The following is an 18,753-nucleotide window of genomic DNA, read 5'->3' on the forward strand; positions in this document are numbered from 1 at the left end:
CAATGTCTCGATGACTGTCTCTATATATCCTAAAAGCACTGTGAAACTAAGCGCTTTGACTTCCATAAATTAGCTCACTCTTGATTTCTGACTTTTTTCTATCTTGCTGCGCTACCGTAAGCCTAGTTCTGTATCCCCTGTTACTTTCGAATTTGGAATTGCTGTGTTGTTGAAGGCTGGGTTTACTCAGATTCCAAGACGTGGCAAGGGCAGTCATACTGTTTGGGCGCATCCTCTTTACAATGGTAGTATCACTCTTTCAGGAAAAGATGGCAAAGATGCTCAACGTTATCAAGAACAAGATGTTAAAAGAGCAATCAGAGAGGTAAAAGAAAATGAGTCTTAAATATCAAATGATTATTCAATGGAGTGATGAAGATAATATTTATCTTGTGGCGTTGCCAGATTTTCCAGGACAAAAATGGTCTACTCATGGAGAGACTTACGAAGAAGCTGCCAAAAATGGCAGAGAGATTTTGGAACTATTGATCGAGTCTTATCAAGAAAGAAATTTGCCTTTACCAGAGCCGGGTTTAGCATCATTAGAAGTGGCTTAAGCAAAAATCTGCCGTATCTTAGACGATCGCATTTTGGAAAGAGGGATCTAAAGTTTAAATTAGATTTGGTTAATTGTATGTATTTTTTTTAAGTTTTTCTATAAAATAATATTTTGAAATTTCTGGATATTATTATTTGGTTAGAACAGCAAAGACCAGGCGTTTATATAGAGAGAATTACCTAGACATTGCTGCAAGGCGAATATGCAGAAAAATTCTTTAGTTTTTTTTATATATGGGATGAATATAAGGAAGGTTTCTGTGCTTAGAGTCCCGTCGTAACTGTCAACGCAAAAACGTTAAGTGAATATACAAAGGAGGATCTAGTAATGCCGGAACAATACAAAAGTGAGCATGACCGGATCATAGAACTAGAGACACAGATCGGACAGCTATCAGATAGATTTGCTTTGATCATCACAAGTTTAGGTGTGGTTGGTATCTTTCCAGATATCATTCTAAATCCGGATGCAACCACGCAGCTATTTGATCCGGGTGTTCCACGCACAGATACCATTACCAAAACATACTCTAAAGGTCAGCAAACCTGTACTGTAACCACCATAATTAACATAGAAAGCAAAGGTTTTAATTCAGACACAAAAAGGTTCTTGTGTATCACACCTATTTACATGATTGTCATTAACGTGAGAGAAGAGTGTACAAATGGCACCTCAACTAATAGAGAAGTGGGAAATGCTTCTATTACCCACAGAGGGGCACCGATTTGCAACCCAAACGCTAACAACGGAGCAACAAGACCCGTATTACCGTCAGATACACCAACTACAACTGATACATCAGTCAATAATAAGAAGAGTGAAACGGTCAAATATCCCCACGGGACTACTGCTAATGCCACAAGTGAAAAAAGTAAGGTCACTGTTACCATTACTTCTCCTGATGGAACCACTAACACGATAGTAGCTTCAGATACTCCTTAATAAGATAACAGATAGAAAATGGGTATAATCTTCGTCGTTTCAATCTTCGGCGCTACTAATTTAATTCTATGTTTCCGCATCTCCCAACCTTCTGTTTCAAAGGAAGCTCAGTTCATACGTTATCTATTTAGATTTCAGGTAGCCTTTCGCGCTCCTGTGCAAGACCGTTAGATAGCATTTCTTATTGAGTTAGAAGGATAATTTATTTATTGCTTAAGCGCTGTAGCCGCTCAATTTATTCCTGTTGTCTTTGGTATTCTGAGGCCTTAAAGCTATCAAGGTCAGGACTAACAAAAGTCGAACTTAAATTATAGATTTTGGTATTATTTTGTGCGGACAGATCGCGTCCTTCCAAAGCTCGAATATTAATCTCAGGTAATCTATAATCCAAGCCAGCTAGCAAATTGGCCTCAATTGTCCCGCCATCTAAGAAATTACCAGCAAAGATTCTTCCCAGCGGGTTAATCCCTAGCTCCCGCTTAAGCCCTTGGTATCTCCCAGCTTCCCCAGTTTTAATCGATAAAACCTCTTCCCCTGGGGTGAATACCGCTAATCTCCCACCATTTCCCTCGCGACGAAAAGCATTACGAATCGGTGCAGAAATTTGCTGAAGCTTGTCGCTAATTGGTGTCGGAACAATCCTATTCTCAACCGTTCCTCCTTCCTCAAAATTCTCAATCGTCCCACCCTCGCTAAGGCTGGAAACAGCCGTCTTGAAAACTACACTGAATATACTGCTAGCCGCTTTTTTCGCGAAGATATTAGCAATGGATCGGGCAAAATTCCCCACCATATTTAACAGCAGTTGGCCCACGTTTCCCACATCCTTAACCACTTCCGAAAAGAAATTCTGAAACTCTTGCAGACCAACATCAAGAATAGTTCCCTTGAGATTCTAGAACTAGTATTAAGTAGCTCTTTTTAATGCCTCTGATCGCGGTTATCAGCTTCTCTGTTAATTTCCTCTATCGCGATCGCGCAAGCTAAGAAGGAATGCAATTACCAAAGCCAATATGATCTGAGCGATTAAAACTGATAACATTATCAAACTTAGCTAAAATCTAAGTATCTCCTGTTGGTTGGTAAAAAACCCGTTAACATTCATTTTATGACAGACAATCAATCATCAACAATCAATATTTTCAGTATCTCACCCCTAATCCGGATCACTCTACTTTTGCTATATGCTGCTTTAACCATTCCTTTGCCATTTCTTGCCGAAGCAACTGCCGCGCAAGTTCCGAGCAATTTCTTATCCGTGGGTATTGGTTTAGGGGCGATTGTTGTTTATGCAGCTCTCAGTCAGCAGGTCATTTTGGATGAAGAGAAAATTCAGGTAACCTATCCTAGTTGGATTCCCAAGTTTTTTTATCAACGTTGGTTTCTCAACTGGAATCAGATAGCAGGTTTGAAAATGCGGACGACAGGACAAGGCGGCCTAGTCTATTATTTCATTACAGTAGAACGAGATAAGGCATACTTATTACCGATGCGAATTGCTGGTTTTGCCAAGATGGTCACTATTGTCGAGGAGAAGACAGGAATTGATACGACCGATGTTCGCCCTCTAGCTCAACCTTGGATGTATCTGATTTTATTAGGTTTTACGCTAGTTCTTTTGTTGATAGATTTTTGGACGATCTCAACAGCGAGTAGTCTTCTGTGAAGGCAGAGGACAGAGGGCAAATGACATTAACTATTAGAGAACATGATTTTCATTGGGGTCAGAGAACCTATTTAATGGGAATTCTGAACCTAACTCCTGACAGCTTTAGTGATGGGGGACAATTTAATAATCTCCAGTCTGCGATCGCACAGGTTACATACATGATTGACAATGGCGCAGATATCATTGATATTGGTGGTCAATCCACTCGTCCGGGTGCGTCCCAGATTTCCGTAAGCGAAGAATTTAATCGGGTAATTCCTGTAATCAAAGCAATTCGTGAGCAATTTTCGATTCCGATTTCCATCGATACCACCAGAGCTCAGATTGCCCAAGATGCGATCACGGCTGGAGCAGATCTAATCAACGATATTTCTGGGGGAACCTTCGACCCAGAAATGTTCCCTGTCGCTGCTCGTCTAGATGTGCCGATTATTTTGATGCATATGCGGGGAACTCCTCAAACAATGCAACAAATGACGGATTATCAAGATCTAGTCTCAGATATTATGGAATCTCTCAATTGTCAAATTCAAAAAGCGATCGCGTGTGGGGTAAATGCTTCTAAAATCATTATCGATCCAGGAATTGGATTTGCCAAAAACTTGGAGCAAAACTTGGAATTATTACGCAGACTATCGGAGTTGAAAAGCTTAAAAGTACCAATTTTAGTCGGGACATCCCGAAAAAGTTTTATTGGCAAGATTATTAACCAACCAGAACCGCAAAAAAGAGTTTGGGGAACTGCGGCAACTTGCTGTAGTGCGATTATATCTGGTGCCGATATCTTAAGAATCCATGATGTCGCAGAAATATACGATGTATCTCGCGTAGCTGATGCAATTTATCGTTAATTTTGCACTTTGTGATTAATTTCAAACATTCAAACACTGGAGGCAATGCGAAAACCAAAAGCATCCGACTTGCTATTTCCTGCGGAACTCAAGCGCTGAGAGGAACGACAACTACCAGGCAGATGCAACCAAGAACCGCCTCTTAGAACTTTTTCTGAACTATTATCATCCGACCAAGGCTCTCCATTCCTGGGCGCTTCCTGATAATCATCGTGCCAAGAATCTTCACACCATTCAGCAACATTTCCATGAATATCATATAATCCAAATCGATTTGGAGAAAAGCTGCCAACTTTTGTAGTTTTATGACGATATTCTCCTTCGAGCTCAATGCCATAAGTATATTCGCCATTATAATTAGCTAATTCTGTAGTTATGGTTTCTCCGCAAAAAAAGGGAGTTGTACTTTTAGCCCGAGCGGCATATTCCCATTCAGCTTCTGTCGGCAAGCGAAAGGCACGACCCAACTTCTCGGACAATCGATCACAAAAATCAAGACAGTCAAACCAGGAGACCTTTTCTACAGGATTCTCCGGCTCATCAGTAAACCGAGCCGGATTCTTCTTCATAATGGCTTGCCATTGTGCTTGAGTCACAGGATACTTGCCCATCAGAAAAGGACGAATCGTCACCTGATGTTGTGGCCCTTCATCACTGGCTCTTTCTGGTTCATCTTTTGGGGAGCCCATCAAATATTTACCACCAGGAATCCCGATTAAATCCATCGTGACACCCTTGCCCAAATCAATCGTGATATATTTAGCTTTTCCGTTATGTTGAAACTTTTTTAGCGGAGATTTTTTATTGATTATCAAAGAATCATTCGGCTTGAGAGTCAGAAAAACATACTCAGCTATTTTTAAATCCAAATTCTTTGGCGAGATTTTTTTGTTGGCTACTGTTGCAGATTGCCCTCGATTGCTAGCTTTAGAATGGCGACTAACAGCATTTCCCTTGGCTTTACGAATAGTAGGGGCTAATCCTCTCCCAGACAAAGACTGTAAAACTTCTTCTACTGTTTGAAAACGTCTTTTCGTAGCACCTTCGACCAATTTATCTAAAACACGACTTAGTTCATAACTAATGTCATTGTCCTCTAAATATTCTCGCCAAATCCATTCTCCTTCGGCTACATCAAATAATTCCGTTGGTTCAATATTCGTGAGTAAATGGAGACAAGTTGCACCCAAACTATAGAGATCGCTGGCAAATTGAGGCTTCCCCACTGCCTGTTCTGGGGGGATATAGGCCGCCGAGCCAATAATTGTCCCTGTAACGGAGGGATCTCGTCCCGATTCAGCTTCTTTTGCTGCCCCAAAATCCACTAGAACTAACTTTTTGTCTGCCCTTCTTCTAATAATATTCTCTGGTTTAATATCCCGATGAATCACATGATTGTCATGAACAAATCCCAATACGGCTAACATGTCATTGAGAAGCTCTCTAATTTGTTGCTCACTAAAAACTCCTTTGCGTTGCAGTTCTTTTAATAAATCTTCTCCGTCAATAAATTCTTGAATTAAATATTGCCTTGATTCTTGATTAAAAAATGCTAATAATTCGGGAATTTGATTATGTTTTCCCAGTTCATTGAGACGCATTGCCTCTCTCTTGAATAGTTCTGCCGCCTTCCTCAGACCTTTTTTACTTTTAATATCAGGGAGGAACTGTTTAATGACACAGGAGTTATTGCTAGACTTTGATTGATCAACAGCTAAAAAAGTCCGCCCAAAACCACCTTTCCCCAAAATACGTAAAGCACGATAGCGATCAGCTAATAGTAATTGTGCGCCACAGTCTTGACAATATTCTGCCTCTTCTGGATTTATTTGCAGACACTCCGGGTTAAGACACTGAGTCATATGATGTTATTGAATAACCGAATATTCAACTTTTATAGCAACAAATAAGGAAAAACGGCAATGGGAAATCAGTTATCAAATCCCCCTCATGTTCAGGCAAAGATCATTACTTATTACTTCCGCGCAGCTCAGGTAAAGTTTGAATTTCATTCTCAACTTGATTTTGCAACCCAGGATTAATTTTTAAAGCCTGATCATAAGAATTCTTAGCCTGTTGCCATTGTTTTTCTTGTCGATAAGCATCCGCTAAACTAAGATAAATTTGAGAACCAAAATCAGGATTTAAAGCGATCGCTTTTTGATAGGCAATAATAGCATCAGTAGAATTGTCTTCTTCTAATAGAACATTACCTAGATGTCTGTACACCCAGGGAGGTTGATCTTCATCTAATGCGATCGCTTCTTGGTATAACTCCTTAGCAGCAGAATAATCACCTTGTGATTCTAATAATCTTGCTTGATGAATAGTACTATCTGCTTGCTGGGGATCAATTTCCATAGCGCGATCGCTAGCTGCAATGGCTGATTGAATATTCCCTTGAGCCTCATAAAAATAAGCCAATTGTCGCCAACCTTCAACACTATTTTCTTCGATTTTCAAAGCTGCCTGACACAAAGTAATTGCTTCTTGATACAAATTATTTTTACAATGTTGTTCGGCTAAATCTAACAAGTCTGCAAAAGTCTGTTCGCGAATATATTCTAGTAAATGTTCACTATCTTCTAAATCATTGTGTTGACCATCCAATATTTGAGATTGAAAAGCTTGAGCAGAACTTACCTGAATACCGCAAACAGTGATTGCATATTTATCCTGATTTTGGAGAATGTTTAATTTGACTAATTCTTGATTATCATTATAAAAATTAAAAAACAACTCTACTGTTTGTTGTAAATTTAAAATTTCTCCTTGAATACAATACTCAGAGTCAAAATCAAAATTAAGCTTTAATGCTTGAGCGACAGAAGGATAAATAGGAAATCTTGTAAAATCTAAGATTTCTGACTGAAACTCTTGACTATTTGGAGGCAAATCTAGCAGTTTTAAAATAGAGTTAGCTAGGTAATTAAGAACAGTGTTTCCAGGGTGATTAATTGTATGAAATAATTTTTGTCTTCGGTAATTTTTTTCAATAAAATCTGAAATGGTGATATCTAACTCAACTTCTCGACGACGTAATTCATTCAGAGTGTTAATAACATTATTAATAACATATTGAGGTTGATAAAAGTTAGCTTGCTGAATTAACGAAATTGTTTCATTGACAGTTTTACCTCGGTCGAATAGGTATAATAAATTTACATCATGATAATCACAGGGTTCATTGGACTTGTTCCCTTCTTCATTTTTAAAGCTTATTATTGCGGGGTGATAGCCAGTGAAATAAGCCCCAGGAATTGCGATCACTTTAGAGCTAGATGGTAAGTTTTTACGTAAATAATTTGTCCCAAATTGTTCGATTTCTTGATAATTATCAGATACTAATTGATGAATAAACAAATCAGTTTGAAAAATTTTAGCTTCTAAATCTGCAACATCAGATTTATCTAATAAATGAACTGGTTCAAGCTCGATGAACTGATATTGATTCTGAAAGTTAGTATTACTTTGCAAAATTTCTCGTAATGGCTTTATCTGACAGTTTCCATAAATTAAACATTTTTTCATTACCTATTAATCCTGTTTTGCTACTACTAACGAAATTATTTTAGTGACTAATGACTTTTTAATTTTCAATTTCCTAAATATTTAGCCAATTGGCAACTGTGATGGGCAAAGGTAGAACTATTATTAGTAACAAAGTGAGAACAGCTAAACCCAGGAAATCTCGCCAATTATCAAGCTCTGTAATATCATTTAATGCTGGTTGGTCAAGTAAGGGCATAAACCAGAGAATAATTGTCCAAATCCAGAATGAAGGATTTATTAAGGCAAATAGAATTGCTAAAATGCGAGCGATCTGCCCAATTGCGATCGCAGTTCTTTGGCCAAATACTGCATGGGCAATCTGCCCGCCATCGAGTTGACCGACAGGCATCAGATGAACTGCGATGATCAATAAACCTAGATATCCTGCAACAGCTACAGGATGCAGATTAATTGCCATTTCTGGAGTGAATTGACTACCCAGCGCTATTTTTGTCAGCAAGGCCAAGAAGCAAGAAAAACGAGGATTGACCGCATCAAAATCAAAAACATTAGCAGTTGCCACCGGGACAACTTCTGAATGAGCTAAGCCCCATAATAAAACTGGGATAGTAACTGCCAAACCTGTCACAATTCCCGATAGGGCAACATCAAATAAGGCTTGGCGATGGGGAATAGGAGATTTCCTTTGGGTATAAGCACCCAGAGTTCCCGCAAATATCGTGGGAGGAAAGGGCACAAAATAGGGTAAAGAACTTTGAATTTTATAGTAAAGAGCAGCTAAGTAATGACCAAGTTCATGGATTCCTAAAATTAGCATCAAAGCAATGCTATAGGTCGCCCCTTGCCAAATTAAATTAGGGTCGCTTTGCAATTGTTCGGGCGCAATACCGCTAATTTCAACTCCTGCGAGGGTTGTTGTGATAGCTGTTACGAACATCAATAAAATGGCAAACCCTGGATTGCTAACCTCATTAGCTGCTGTTTTTGCTTGGTCTTTGACTTTAGCCTGAGGATTGGGAACTAAAGCAAAAAATGGCTTGCCCTGTAAACTTTCTTGGAAAATCACAAAAAAGCGATCGCCAAATACCTGGGCAATATTCTCCTCTATTTTTTTGTAAGCTTGCTCGGGAATGGTTTTCAACTTGCCACGACAGAGTATTGCTTGGGGTCGATAATCAATTTGCTGTAAATAATAAACATTCCAAGGAAAGCAATCTCGTAGCGCTTTTTCTTCCTGATTGTTAATCGGCCTAACAATATTATTTTTAGTAGTCTTCGTTTTGTCAGTCTTCTGTTCTGTTTCTGTAATGATTTCTGTTTTTTTTGAAAATCCCAAAGACTTGTCCACTTGGGGTTTACCAATTTGGATCAACCAGCTATAAAGCAGAGGACAAATTAGAAGAGGAACCAACAATACGACTAGCGGTATGGGGTTTTCTTCTCCTAAAAAATAAGTCCAAGCTGTCCAGATAAATGCTGGCAACATCATGACAAACCAGCATAACCAGACTGGTGTTTTCGTGATATTGCGAATATTATGCTGAACAACAAAATAGGTAATCAGACTAAGTAGGATTAAAACAAACCAAAGATTCATTGCAGTTACTAGTGCTTCGCGCCTTTAGGCACAGGTGTTAGGTGTTAGGTGTTAGGTGTTAGGTGTTAGGGAAAAATTCTGCACCTAAAAAAAGAAATTAGAAATTTTTATCTAATTTATCTAGCCTAGATCTTAGAGCTTAGAACTTAGAGCTAATTTACTATAGAATGCAATGTATAGTATGCATCACATTGCTATCCTTCATATTTTAGAATGCCCGAAAATTTGATAGATCTGACTGCCAGCCCTCCCAGCCATAATAAACCCCCTCGTCCTATTCTATCGAGAATCTTTGCCTTTGCGCCTAACCGAGACAGTTTGGGTGGTACAGCTTATTTTATTGCCCAAGAAACTGGTAACATCCTCATCGATTGCCCTGCCTGGCATGAAGATCACCATGAGTGGTTACAAGAAAGGGGAGGAGTTCGCTGGCTAATTTTTACCCATCGAGGTGGCATGGGTAAACAAGTTCGACAGATGCAGGAGGCTTTGAGCTGTGAGGTGACTGTCCAAGAACAAGAAGCCTATTTGTTACCAGAGACCAAAGTGAAATCTTTTGGTGATTCACTAACCTTAGCTCCAGGAATAGAGCTTATTTGGACTCCTGGTCATTCTCCTGGATCGGCTTGTGTTTATTGCGACCAAGAAGGGGGGATTTTGTTTACGGGTCGACATTTACTACCCAAATCTGCCCAAGAAATTGTACCTTTGCGAACAGCGAAAACTTTCCATTGGTGGCGGCAAATTAAATCTGTTGCCAAATTGCGCGATCGCTTTTCCGAAGACACTCTTAAATATATTCTCCCAGGGGCCAATACTGGTTATCTAAGAGGTCAGGGCTATGTTGATGATGCTTATCGTAAATTGGAGAGTTTAGACCTGGAACAATTAAAAATTAAAAATTAAAAATTGGAAAGCATTACAGAAGCACAACAAAGCCAACTCTGGAAAACGGCGCAACAAGCCTATCAAAATTCCTATGCTCCCTATTCCCAATTTCCGGTGGGAGCTGCTTTGCTGACTCAGCAGGGAAATATTTTTGCTGGTTGCAATGTCGAAAATATTTCCTATGGTCTGACTATCTGTGCCGAACGCAATGCGATCGCATCTGCCGTGGCAGCCGAAGGTGGTCAGCAAATGAAGATTCAGGCGGTCGCGATCGCCAACAAACGACAAATTCCCTGTTCTCCCTGTGGCGCTTGCCGACAAGTCATCGCCGAATTTGCCGATAAAAATACTATTGTCATCTTTCTCGGACAAAAAGGCGTGGAAATCTCAACCCTTGCAGAGCTTTTACCTCAAGGATTTTCGTTTTAAGTTAAGTTGAACTTTGCTACTTTTTTAAAAATCTGCGACAGAAAGCTATATTCTATATTAGGACAACTGCAAATACTCCTGATACGTGATGAAATCATATATTGCTGCTGCTATTCAAATGACAAGTAAACCCGATCTAGATAAAAATCTAGTCGAGGCAGAAGAATTGATCGAATTAGCTGTACGGCAAGGAGCCGAGATAGTAGGATTACCAGAGAATTTTGCTTTTTTGGGGAAAGAATCCGACAAGATAGCCAGATCTGTGGAGATTGCGAACAAATCAGACAAATTTCTTAAGACAATGGCCCGTCGCTTCCAAATCCATATTTTGGGAGGTGGTCATCCCATACCCGTGGCAGAAGACCCGACAAAAGCTTGTAACACTGCTTTTTTAATTAATCCTGATGGACAAGAATTGACTCGTTACCAAAAAGTTCATCTTTTTGATGTGGATGTTCCTGATGGCAATACTTACCAAGAATCGAGCACTGTCATGGCGGGCCAAAAATTACCCGAGGTTTATGCCTCTCCTACCTTGGGCAATATTGGGTTATCAATTTGTTATGATGTGCGTTTCCCCGAACTATACCGTCATCTTTCCCGTCAGAATGCTGATGTTTTATTCATTCCGGCTGCTTTTACGGCCTTTACAGGCAAGGATCACTGGCAAGTTTTGCTCCAAGCAAGGGCGATCGAAAATACTTGTTATGTCCTAGCTCCCGCCCAAACAGGAAATCATTACGAAAGACGCTATACTCATGGTCACGCCATGATTATCGATCCCTGGGGAACTATCTTGGCCGATGCAGGATCTCAACCTGGAATAGTAGTAGCAGAAATTAATCCTGAGCGTCTATTACAAGTACGTCAACAAATGCCTTCTTTACAACATCGCATATTTGCTTAATGTTCGCTTAATGTAATCAGATTATGAACAAATTATGGAAGTTATCCCAGCAATAGATTTATTAGATGGTAAATGCGTTCGTCTCTATCAAGGCGATTATCAGCGCTCGGAAATATTTAATGACAATCCCGCAACGGTAGCTCGTAGTTGGGCCGAACAAGGAGCCACCAGAATTCATGTTGTCGATTTAGACGGGGCAAAAGAGGGCAAAACCGCAAATCTAGCGGCGCTCGAAGCAATTGTGGCAGCAATATCAATTCCGGTACAGGTTGGCGGGGGTTTACGCGATCGCGATTCGGTGGCTCGATTACTCGATTTAGGAGTACAACGTTGTATTGTCGGAACTGTCGCTGTAGAGCAACCTGAGTTGGTTCAGGCATTATGCCAAGAGTTTTCTGGGCAAGTTGTCGTGGGCATCGATGCCCGGCAAGGCAAGGTTGCGACTAGAGGTTGGCTAGAAACCTCGGAAATTTTGGCAACTGATTTGGCCCAGAGAATGACGGTTGCTGGGGCTGCTGCTATTATTTATACTGATATTCATCGTGATGGAACTATGACAGGCCCCAATATAGAGGCTCTTAGAGAATTAGCCACTGCGATTGAAATTCCTGTAATTGCTTCTGGAGGAGTTAGTTCTTTGACCGATTTGCTTGGCCTGCTTGCCTTGGAGCCTTTAGGGGTCACCGGGGTGATCATCGGCAAGGCCATTTATACTGGAGATGTCAATCTCACTGAAGCCGTCCAAGCAGTGGGCAATGGTCGTTTACAGGATATTCCCCCCGGCGGTTTTTCTACCTTTGCCTGATCTGTTAAATACTGAATGTTAAATGTTAACTGTTTAGGTGATAATTAACTTAAGTGATGAAAATTCTAGTATTAGCCTGGGAATTTCCACCTCGTCTGGTGGGCGGTATTGCCCGTCACGTAGCAGAATTGTATCCGGAAATAGTGGCCTTAGGCTATGAAATTCATCTGATAACAGTTGAAGTTGACAATGCAGCTATCTATGAAGTGATTGAAGGAATTCATATTCATCGAGTAGCTGTGGCTCATGGCCATGATTTTTTCCATTGGGTCACCAATATGAATGAAAGCATGGGTGCTTATGGCGGCAATCTGATCTCCGAAGTAGGACATTTTGACCTGATTCACGCCCATGACTGGCTAGTTGGCGATGCGGCGATCGCCCTTAAGCATAACTTCAAAATACCCTTGATTGCAACTATTCATGCTACCGAATATGGTCGTAATAATGGAATTTATCAAGAGGGACAAAAATATATTCACAATAAAGAACAATCCCTAGCTCACAATTCCTGGAAGGTTATTGTTTGTAGTCAATATATGCGCCAAGAAGTTGAGCGCGCTTTACAAACACCTTGGGATAAAATCCATGTAATCTATAATGGCATTCGCCCAGAGAAAAAAGTCCATCTTGCCGCATCAGAAAAAATGGCACTGCGTCGTAATTTTGCTGGCGATGACGAAAAAATAGTTTACTATGTAGGACGCATGGCTTATGAAAAAGGAGTTTCTGTGTTATTAAACGCGGCGCCACAGGTTCTCTGGGATCTTCAAGGCAAGGTCAAATTTGTCATTATTGGTGGTGGCAATACGGATCAACTCAAACAACAAGCTTGGGATTTAGGCATTTGGGATCAATGCTACTTTACAGGATTCATGGCAGATCAGGACTTAGATAAATTTCAAACTGTTGCCGATTGTGCTGTTTTTCCTAGTCTTTACGAACCTTTTGGCATTGTCGCCCTAGAGAGTTTTGCCTCCCGAGTTCCGGTGGTGGTTTCTAATACAGGAGGTCTGCCGGAAGTTGTCAAACATAATAAAACAGGGGTCGTAACCTATGCCAACAACCCTGATTCCCTAGCTTGGGGAATCGTCAAAGTCCTGAGGGATAATGCATATGCAAATTTTTTAGTGAAGAATGCTTATGCAGAATTAGAGACTCATTTTAGTTGGAGAAAGCTAGCGAACCAAACCATCGACGTATATAAAAAAGTAGTTAAAGAGAGGTCCCTAGTAGCCTGGTAAGCCGGAACATTAATAATCAACTTTCACAGAGGGAAACATTCTGTAATAATTATAAAAGACCGAAAGTTTAAGTATGTTTTTATATCGAAGAAGTTGGCTCATTATCCAGATTAGATCTTTAACCTGATCAATTAGTTATAGGAGAATTCTATTTGGGCTGGGCCAAAATCATATGAGATAAAAACTTTATCGAATGATCGGTATTATGAGAGAATTTTTGCAGACTAAACTAAAATTCTGGTCAATCTTAATAACTAGACTGCTCATCTGACACATCACGTTTAACTTTAAATTAATTTAGCTTGGGAGGCATATCTTAATGTCAGTTCGTTTATACGTAGGTAATTTACCCAAAGAAGCCATAGAGAAAGATGCATTAGTAGCTATGTTTGCTGATGATGATCAACAGGTTTCAACAAAACTTATCAAAGACCGTAAGACTGGCAAATGTAGAGGATTTGCTTTTGTTACTGTTCCGACTGATGAAATGGCTGACCAGTTTATTGAAAAATATAATGGCCAATCTTTTATGGAAAGTCCGCTAAAGATTGAGAAAGCTTTACCTCGTTCTAAAGGAAAAACCAAAGAAGAAGAGGAGGCAGAAAATTCTGCTAGTGCGGGTACTGGAGCTAAAAGAAAAAATAACAAACAACGGACTAAAAAAGCTGGTAGTGCTTCAGGTAATGCTCGTCAAGATTCAGTACAGCCAGATCCTCGTTGGGCAGATAAATTAGCTCAGTTAAAAGAAATGCTAGCTGCTGCCAATAATTAATCACTATCTTGGATTTACTAGAAGTCGGTTGTCTTACAATCTAATTGGTTGATAGTTTTTAGGACCCCATCAACGAAAAGATTAGCAAAAAAAGTGAAAAACAATCATAAGGAAAGGCTAAGGAATTATTCTGAGCTGGAGTTTTTTTGTGCCTTTCTTTAATACTTTTACCTGAATTTAGCTATTACTTTGCAGCTTATGTGTTCTTGATTGATTAGTTAACAAGATAATCATTATTCCCAATCACAAATATTTTTTTAAGGAGTTCTCTACAGATGAGCGATATTACTGACCCCATTATTGTTATGAAGCAAGAAGTGGGGAGAGCCGCGGCAAATCGAGTCAAATCAGATTCTATTGTCGGTTTGGGGACCGGTTCAACTACTGCCTATGCGATCGAGTATCTAGGCGATCGCCTCTCTCAGGGGGAAATCAAAAATATTGTAGGAATTCCCACATCTTTTCAGGCCGAAGTCCTAGCAAAAAAATACAATATACCCTTAACAACTTTGGATGCAGTAGATCATATTGATGTTGCGATCGACGGTGCTGATGAAGTTGATCCGCAGAAAAATCTTATTAAAGGTGGTGGGGCAGCTCATACTCGGGAGAAAGTAGTAGATTCTCTAGCAACGGAATTTATTGTAGTGGTTGATAGTGGCAAACTAACAGATAAACTAGGCTCTACTTTTCTGCTCCCTGTCGAAGTTATTCCCATGGCAATCACTCCTGCGATGAATGCTCTTAAAAAATTGGGCGGCGAACCTAGTTTACGCATGGGAATCAAAAAAGCTGGCCCAGTGGTCACGGATCAAGGGAACCTAGTAGTTGATGTCAAATTCGATGAGATTACTAATCCAGAAGAATTAGAAAAAACAATCAACAACATTCCTGGAGTGTTAGAAAATGGTTTGTTTGTTGGGGTGACAGATATTGTCTTGGTAGGTGAGATCAAAGATGGTCAACCAACAGTTCGGGAAATGTAAAATATAGCGCTACACGCCAGGGAAATGGCAACAGTCAAGAGAAAACCTGATCCCAAAGACAATCGTTTAAGACCGCGAACTTAAGTTGCTGGTAATAACTTTGCGTTATACTGCCAGTGACTATTTTTTTGCCTGTTTGACTTACCAAGGCATAAATCTACAGGACTTGGCAAAATTCAAAGAAATGTAGGAGACAGATTTTAGGTATTGAGTGTTAGGCATGTAGGTAAATCCTGAAAAAAGATAATATTAGCCATTAATCACCTTAATCAAGTTAATAAGTGATGGATGTGTAAAGTTTAAATCATCCTAAACAAAAAATTTATCTGACGAAAATAATTCTCGCAACTGAAATGGCTCAAGAATCATAATTTTCGGTTTTAGCAGTTCATCATTAGGGATTCATAATTTTTACTTCAAATAAAAATCACCCTTGATAGCAAAGGTGATTATTCCGCTAAATATCTAGAACTAGGATTTAAGTTTCTTCGTTGGCATTTCCGTCTTCATCAAGCTGTTTGAGGTGAATATGCTTGTATCCTAGTTTGATTTCAAACTTATCCCCTTCTTTAAGTCCCATCGCTTGGGTATAGGTAGAACCAATAACAATTTGACCATTTTTGTGCACACTGACACGATAAGTAGGTTCGCGACCGCGACCATCTTTAGCTCCTTCTGGGTCTAAGGGAACACCTTTGGCCGCAAGTACTGCATCGTAAAAATCAGTTAAGTTTACGCGAGTTTGGTTATCTTTAGTGACAGTAAAATATCCACAACGTTTTGCAGTTTCCCTTCTGGGTAAATGGGATAACTCTTTTACTTTTTGAAGCAAGGCTTTTCCTGTTAAGGCGGCTGTTGCAGTTTCACTCATATTTTTCTGAATGTTGCTCTTATTTTTAGATGATTACTAATTAGGATAGCAGAATATAATTGGCATTATAAAAAATATACCGTTAAATATCAAAAAAAATCCATTTTTTTTAAGAAATTTGTTTTTTTTCAAAACTATGCTGGGCATATTTCTACTTTATAGTTAGATTCAAAAGGTCGAAACTCCCATTTTAATAAGCCAAGAAGATTGCTTAAAAAATGTTGCCAGATCCTTGTGCCAAAGCCAAAATTCAAAATTTAAAATTCAAAAGTCTTGATAAGAAAAAATAAATATCTTGTTGTTACCAGAACCGTAACCTAGGGTGAATTTAGTTTGAACTAGAGAGATAGTGGAGGGAACTGGAATTAATGAAATAGAGTTAATCTCAATGTCAGTCGTTGTTAACTATACCGTAGACAATTATGCAGGATACTCGAAATTACCAAATTATTTTTCTCACTAGCTTTTTTTTTCTAGGGATTTGTAGTCGAGATTGGACTTTACAACCTGTTTTGATTATCGTGATCGCCCTAAGTTGTTTAATTACTCAGTGGGTGCTTTCTTCTCTGGTTCAATTGGCCAAAAGAAAGGATCAATCATATTTAAGTTGGCATCTAGATGCTGAACCTAAATTGATGATTCATGAGCTGATTGGTTGTGGGACTAGTCCCAAAGTTTTGGCTTCTTTGCGAAGTGCGGCCATTACTGCCTTAGGCTTATGTTTACTTTTGCGGGGCAATAGTTATCAGACGATGATCCTCGCTGGAACTTTAGCGATCGCAAGTAAATTTTTGTTCCGTTGGCGAAGTAAGCATTTTTTCAATCCTGCTAATTTTGGCATTATCGCTGCTTTAATTTTGACTAATGATGCTTGGGTATCTCCTGGCCAATGGGGTACAGATTGGTGGTATTTATTATTATTTGCCGGTGCGGGAGGCGTAGTGCTCAAAAAAGTTGGGCGTTGGGATACTAGTGTGGCTTTTTTCCTGACCTATGGGGGGTTAGAACTGCTCAGGGATTTTTGGTTGGGTTGGACTGGCGATGTTTGGTTGCATCAATTGTCTAGTGGCAGTTTATTGTTGTTTGCTTTATTTATGTTGACCGACCCGAGATCGATTCCCAATGCCTTAGCTGGAAGATTGTTATGGGCGATCGCGATCGCAATATTGACCTTTGTCTTACAGAATTACTTTTATCTTTCAACAGCTGTTTTCTGGGCATTGTTCATTATTTCGCCTTTGACTGTTTTGTTGGATATGGTTTGGTCAGCACCGAGATTTACTTGGAAAAGAAATTTTGTTAATTGAAAATTGACGAGCGACCCTGCGGATTTGTAATCCGCTAAGGAATGCGCGAGTTTGAAAATTGAAAATTAAAAATTAAGAGCTTTGAATTATGAAATTTATGAGAGTCTGGTTATCTATGTTGGGGTTTGCGATCGCATTTATCATTTGCATCCAACCAGTACAAGCATTTTGCGGCTTTTATGTCGCCAAAGCAGATACAGATTTATACAATCAAGCCTCTCAAGTGGTTATTGCTAGAGATGGACAAAGAACAGTCCTCACTATGGCTAATGACTATCAAGGGGAAGTTAAAGATTTTGCGATGGTTGTACCCGTTCCAGTAATTTTAAAAGAAGAACAGGTTAATGTTGGCAAGCCAGAAATTATCAAAAGATTAGACGATTTTAGTGCGCCGAGATTAGTAGAGTATTTCGATCCCGATCCCTGTAACCCTCAAGTATTCTTTCAAAGCGAAAATAGACTCGAATCTTCTGCTGCACAAAAAAAACCCCAATCAATTGCCGAAGATTCTTTAGGTGTAACCATAGAAGAACAATTTACTGTCGGCGAATACGAGATCGTGATTCTCAGTGCCAAAGAATCCGACGGCTTAGAAACTTGGCTAATCCAAAACGGATATAACATCCCGCAAGGAGCAAGTTCACTTTTGCAGCCCTACATCAATCAAGATCTTAAATTCTTTGTCGCCAAAGTTAATCTCGAAGAATTTGACAATAGTGGATTTCAGAAACTGCGGCCGCTTTCAATGGCTTTCGAATCACCTAAATTCATGTTACCGATTCGCTTAGGGATGCTTAATGCCCAAGGAGATCAAGACTTGATTGTTTATCTGCTCTCTCCCAAAGGACAAATTGAACTAACTAATTACCGTACTGTCAAAATTCCTTCTGATGTCGAGATTCCCGAATTTGTCCAACAAGAATTTCCCGACTTCTTTACCAGTATGTTGCAAAAATCCTATGAAAAGGAAAATAAACAAGTTGCCTTCCTCGAATATGCCTGGGATATGGCAAGTTGCGATCCCTGTTCAGCTCAACCTTTAAATCAAGAAGAATTAAAACAAGCTGGGGTATTTTGGCTCAATGCAGGTTCTCGGGGCAATGTCTTTATTACTCGTCTTCACGTTCGTTATAGCCGTGATAAATTCCCCGAAGATTTAATTTTTCAAGAAACCAGTAACCGTCAATTATTCCAAGGCCGTTATGTGGTTCGTCATCCTTTTCGCGGGCAAATAAGTTGTGATGCAGGGCAAGACTATCGGCGATCGGTTCAAAACAGACAAGAAACTGAAGCCCAAACTCTAGCCAGTCTCACGGGCTGGGATCTCAACGAAATTCGGAACAAAATCGAATTCATTTCGGTTGAAGCGGAGAACTCTGAGCAACCTTGGTGGCGCAATTTGTGGAATTGAAA

General features: G+C 39.7%; 19 protein-coding genes. 14 read left to right on the forward strand and 5 right to left on the reverse strand.

Annotated elements, in window-relative coordinates; genetic code table 11:
• Positions 1-103 precede the first annotated feature (103 nt).
• From XEN7305_RS11935 to XEN7305_RS11945, 3 genes are all read left to right on the forward strand, one after another.
• On the forward strand, positions 104-346 hold the full coding sequence (locus tag XEN7305_RS11935; RefSeq protein WP_006509683.1) for a type II toxin-antitoxin system HicA family toxin: 243 nt from the start codon (positions 104-106) through the stop codon (positions 344-346).
• Positions 336-557 carry a type II toxin-antitoxin system HicB family antitoxin gene (locus tag XEN7305_RS11940; RefSeq protein WP_006509684.1) on the forward strand — a complete coding sequence of 74 codons (222 nt, stop codon included), beginning with the start codon at positions 336-338 and terminating at the stop codon, positions 555-557. Before XEN7305_RS11935 ends, XEN7305_RS11940 begins: the two co-directional genes overlap by 11 nt.
• A 329-nt stretch (positions 558-886) precedes the next feature.
• Positions 887-1,501, forward strand: a complete 615-nt coding sequence (locus XEN7305_RS11945; RefSeq protein WP_006509685.1) for a hypothetical protein — start codon at positions 887-889, stop codon at positions 1,499-1,501.
• A 235-nt stretch (positions 1,502-1,736) separates the two neighbouring features.
• On the opposite strand, the gene XEN7305_RS11950 is transcribed toward XEN7305_RS11945, so the two are convergent.
• The gene (locus XEN7305_RS11950) at positions 1,737-2,315 is read right to left on the reverse strand and encodes a hypothetical protein (RefSeq protein ID WP_144053254.1); all 579 of its coding nucleotides are present in this window, start codon (positions 2,313-2,315) and stop codon (positions 1,737-1,739) included.
• Positions 2,316-2,609: 294 nt separating this feature from the next.
• Between XEN7305_RS11950 and XEN7305_RS11955 the strand changes: the two genes are divergently transcribed.
• Positions 2,610-3,167: a hypothetical protein gene (locus XEN7305_RS11955; RefSeq protein ID WP_006509687.1), complete on the forward strand. Its 558-nt coding sequence runs from the start codon at positions 2,610-2,612 to the stop codon at positions 3,165-3,167.
• Positions 3,168-3,187: 20 nt separating this feature from the next.
• A complete protein-coding gene (gene folP / locus XEN7305_RS11960) occupies positions 3,188-4,021 on the forward strand; it encodes a dihydropteroate synthase (protein WP_006509688.1) in 834 nt (277 codons plus the stop codon).
• A 29-nt stretch (positions 4,022-4,050) separates the two neighbouring features.
• Here folP and XEN7305_RS11965 read toward each other — a convergent pair whose 3' ends face one another.
• The 3 genes from XEN7305_RS11965 to XEN7305_RS11975 all read right to left on the reverse strand — a co-directional run bounded on the left by XEN7305_RS11965 (position 4,051) and on the right by XEN7305_RS11975 (position 9,131).
• Complete coding sequence (locus XEN7305_RS11965) at positions 4,051-5,883, reverse strand: bifunctional serine/threonine-protein kinase/formylglycine-generating enzyme family protein (protein ID WP_006509689.1); 1,833 nt, start codon at positions 5,881-5,883, stop codon at positions 4,051-4,053.
• Between the two features lie 106 nt (positions 5,884-5,989).
• Positions 5,990-7,552: a WcbI family polysaccharide biosynthesis putative acetyltransferase gene (locus XEN7305_RS11970; RefSeq protein WP_006509690.1), complete on the reverse strand. Its 1,563-nt coding sequence runs from the start codon at positions 7,550-7,552 to the stop codon at positions 5,990-5,992.
• 73 nt (positions 7,553-7,625) lie between these two features.
• A complete protein-coding gene (locus XEN7305_RS11975; protein ID WP_006509691.1) occupies positions 7,626-9,131 on the reverse strand; it encodes a site-2 protease family protein in 1,506 nt (501 codons plus the stop codon).
• 213 nt (positions 9,132-9,344) lie between these two features.
• Here XEN7305_RS11975 and XEN7305_RS11980 point away from each other — a divergent pair, with 213 nt between their 5' ends.
• The 7 genes from XEN7305_RS11980 to rpiA all read left to right on the forward strand — a co-directional run bounded on the left by XEN7305_RS11980 (position 9,345) and on the right by rpiA (position 15,162).
• A complete protein-coding gene (locus XEN7305_RS11980) occupies positions 9,345-10,037 on the forward strand; it encodes an MBL fold metallo-hydrolase (RefSeq protein WP_006509692.1) in 693 nt (230 codons plus the stop codon).
• A 3-nt stretch (positions 10,038-10,040) separates the two neighbouring features.
• A complete protein-coding gene (gene cdd, locus XEN7305_RS11985) occupies positions 10,041-10,448 on the forward strand; it encodes a cytidine deaminase (protein ID WP_006509693.1) in 408 nt (135 codons plus the stop codon).
• 88 nt (positions 10,449-10,536) lie between these two features.
• Entirely contained in the window at positions 10,537-11,355 is an 819-nt protein-coding gene (locus tag XEN7305_RS11990; protein WP_006509694.1) for a carbon-nitrogen hydrolase family protein, read from the forward strand.
• 34 nt (positions 11,356-11,389) lie between these two features.
• Positions 11,390-12,160, forward strand: coding sequence for a 1-(5-phosphoribosyl)-5-[(5-phosphoribosylamino)methylideneamino]imidazole-4-carboxamide isomerase (hisA, locus tag XEN7305_RS11995; RefSeq protein WP_006509695.1), 771 nt, complete (start codon positions 11,390-11,392; stop codon positions 12,158-12,160).
• Between the two features lie 56 nt (positions 12,161-12,216).
• Positions 12,217-13,404 carry a glycosyltransferase family 4 protein gene (locus tag XEN7305_RS12000; RefSeq protein ID WP_006509696.1) on the forward strand — a complete coding sequence of 396 codons (1,188 nt, stop codon included), beginning with the start codon at positions 12,217-12,219 and terminating at the stop codon, positions 13,402-13,404.
• A 319-nt stretch (positions 13,405-13,723) separates the two neighbouring features.
• Positions 13,724-14,176, forward strand: coding sequence for an RNA-binding protein (locus XEN7305_RS12005; protein ID WP_006509697.1), 453 nt, complete (start codon positions 13,724-13,726; stop codon positions 14,174-14,176).
• Positions 14,177-14,451: 275 nt separating this feature from the next.
• On the forward strand, positions 14,452-15,162 hold the full coding sequence (gene rpiA / locus XEN7305_RS12010) for a ribose-5-phosphate isomerase RpiA (RefSeq protein ID WP_006509698.1): 711 nt from the start codon (positions 14,452-14,454) through the stop codon (positions 15,160-15,162).
• A 478-nt stretch (positions 15,163-15,640) separates the two neighbouring features.
• On the opposite strand, the gene XEN7305_RS12015 is transcribed toward rpiA, so the two are convergent.
• The gene (locus XEN7305_RS12015) at positions 15,641-16,033 is read right to left on the reverse strand and encodes an AbrB family transcriptional regulator (protein ID WP_006509699.1); all 393 of its coding nucleotides are present in this window, start codon (positions 16,031-16,033) and stop codon (positions 15,641-15,643) included.
• 422 nt (positions 16,034-16,455) lie between these two features.
• On the opposite strand from XEN7305_RS12015, the gene XEN7305_RS12020 reads away from it, so the two are divergent.
• Positions 16,456-17,340, forward strand: a complete 885-nt coding sequence (locus XEN7305_RS12020) for an RnfABCDGE type electron transport complex subunit D (protein WP_006509700.1) — start codon at positions 16,456-16,458, stop codon at positions 17,338-17,340.
• Between the two features lie 88 nt (positions 17,341-17,428).
• Complete coding sequence (locus XEN7305_RS12025; RefSeq protein WP_006509701.1) at positions 17,429-18,751, forward strand: DUF2330 domain-containing protein; 1,323 nt, start codon at positions 17,429-17,431, stop codon at positions 18,749-18,751.
• Positions 18,752-18,753: the final 2 nt, after the last annotated feature.

This window comes from Xenococcus sp. PCC 7305 (assembly GCF_000332055.1).
In the GTDB taxonomy this organism is placed as follows: Bacteria; Cyanobacteriota; Cyanobacteriia; order Cyanobacteriales; family Xenococcaceae; genus Xenococcus.